At 42.2% G+C, this 1,334-nt stretch carries 1 protein-coding gene; it reads right to left on the bottom strand.

The window, feature by feature from the left end:
- On the bottom strand, positions 1–1,334 hold a 1,334-nt coding region (locus D7004_RS14155; RefSeq protein ID WP_148042806.1), incomplete at both ends, for an Ig-like domain-containing protein.

The following is a 1,334-nucleotide window of genomic DNA, read 5'->3' as shown; positions in this document are numbered from 1 at the left end:
TTTCCAAAGTTATTTGTTAAGGTAATATTGTAAGTCAGTACATCATTCGGTTTTACGCTCGATGGGTTACCAACAATTGTTTTAGTAGCTGTAATCTTCCCTTCCGTTGGCACCTCTACTGATGGGTTTTGAGGGTTGTTCGGATCAATTGGATCTACAACCGAAGCAACGTTTTTAATCTGTGTTGTGCCTGCCGGAAGTGTTGGTATAACCGTTGCCTGGAAGCTTAAGGTTAAGCTGCCGTTTGCAGGAACTGTCAAAGCAGACCAGTTAATTGTATTGCCTGTTAAGGTTCCTCCATTGCTAATTGAGTTGATGTTTGTTAGCGTAGTTGGAACAGCGTCACTTGCCGTTACACCTGTTTTTGCAGTGCCAAAGTTATTCGTTAAAGTAATATTGTAAGTAAGTACATCATTCGGTTTTACGCTCGATGGGTTACCAACAATTGTTTTCGTTGAAGTAATCTTGCCTTCCGTTGGCACCACAACTTCCGGTAACTCAGGGTTATTCGGATCAATTGGATCTACAACCGAAGCAACGTTTTTAATCTGTGTTGTGCCTGCTGGAAGTGTTGGTATAACCGTTGCCTGGAAGCTCAAGGTTAAGCTGCCATTTGCAGGTACAGTCAAAGCTGACCAGTTAATTGTACCATTTGTTAATGTTCCACCGTTGCTAATTCCCGTGATATTGGTCAAGGTTGCAGGAACAACATCACTTGCCGTTACGCCTGTTTTTGCCGTGCCAAAGTTATTTGTTAAAATAATATTATAAGTAAGTACATCATTTGGTTTTACGCTCGATGGGTTACCAACAATTGTTTTCGTTGAAGTAATCTTGCCTTCCGTTGGTACCACAACTTCCGGTAACTCAGGGTTGTTCGGATCAATTGGATCTACAACCGAAGCAACGTTTTTAATCTGTGTTGTGCCTGCTGGAAGTGTTGGTATAACCGTGGCGGTAAAACTCAATACGAGTGTTCCATTTGCAGGAACTGTCAAAGCCGACCAGTTAATTGTACCATTTGTTAATGTTCCACCATTGCTAATTCCTATGATATTGGTCAAGGTTGAAGGAACAGCGTCACTTACCGTTACACCTGTTTTTGCAGTGCCAAAACTGTTCGTTAAGGTAATATTGTAAGTAAGTACATCACTCGGTTTTACGCTCGATGGGTTACCAACAATTGTTTTCGTTGAAGTAATCTTGCCTTCCGTTGGCACCACAACTTCCGGTAACTCAGGGTTATTCGGATCAATTGGATCTACAACCGAGGCAACGTTTTTAATCTGTGTTGTGCCTGCCGGAAGTGTTGGTATAACCGTTGCCTGGAAGCG

The sequence above is a fragment of the Pedobacter jejuensis genome, assembly GCF_003725795.1.
GTDB lineage: Bacteria > Bacteroidota > Bacteroidia > Sphingobacteriales > Sphingobacteriaceae > Pedobacter > Pedobacter jejuensis.
This window is presented reverse-complemented; position numbering and strand designations above follow the sequence as displayed.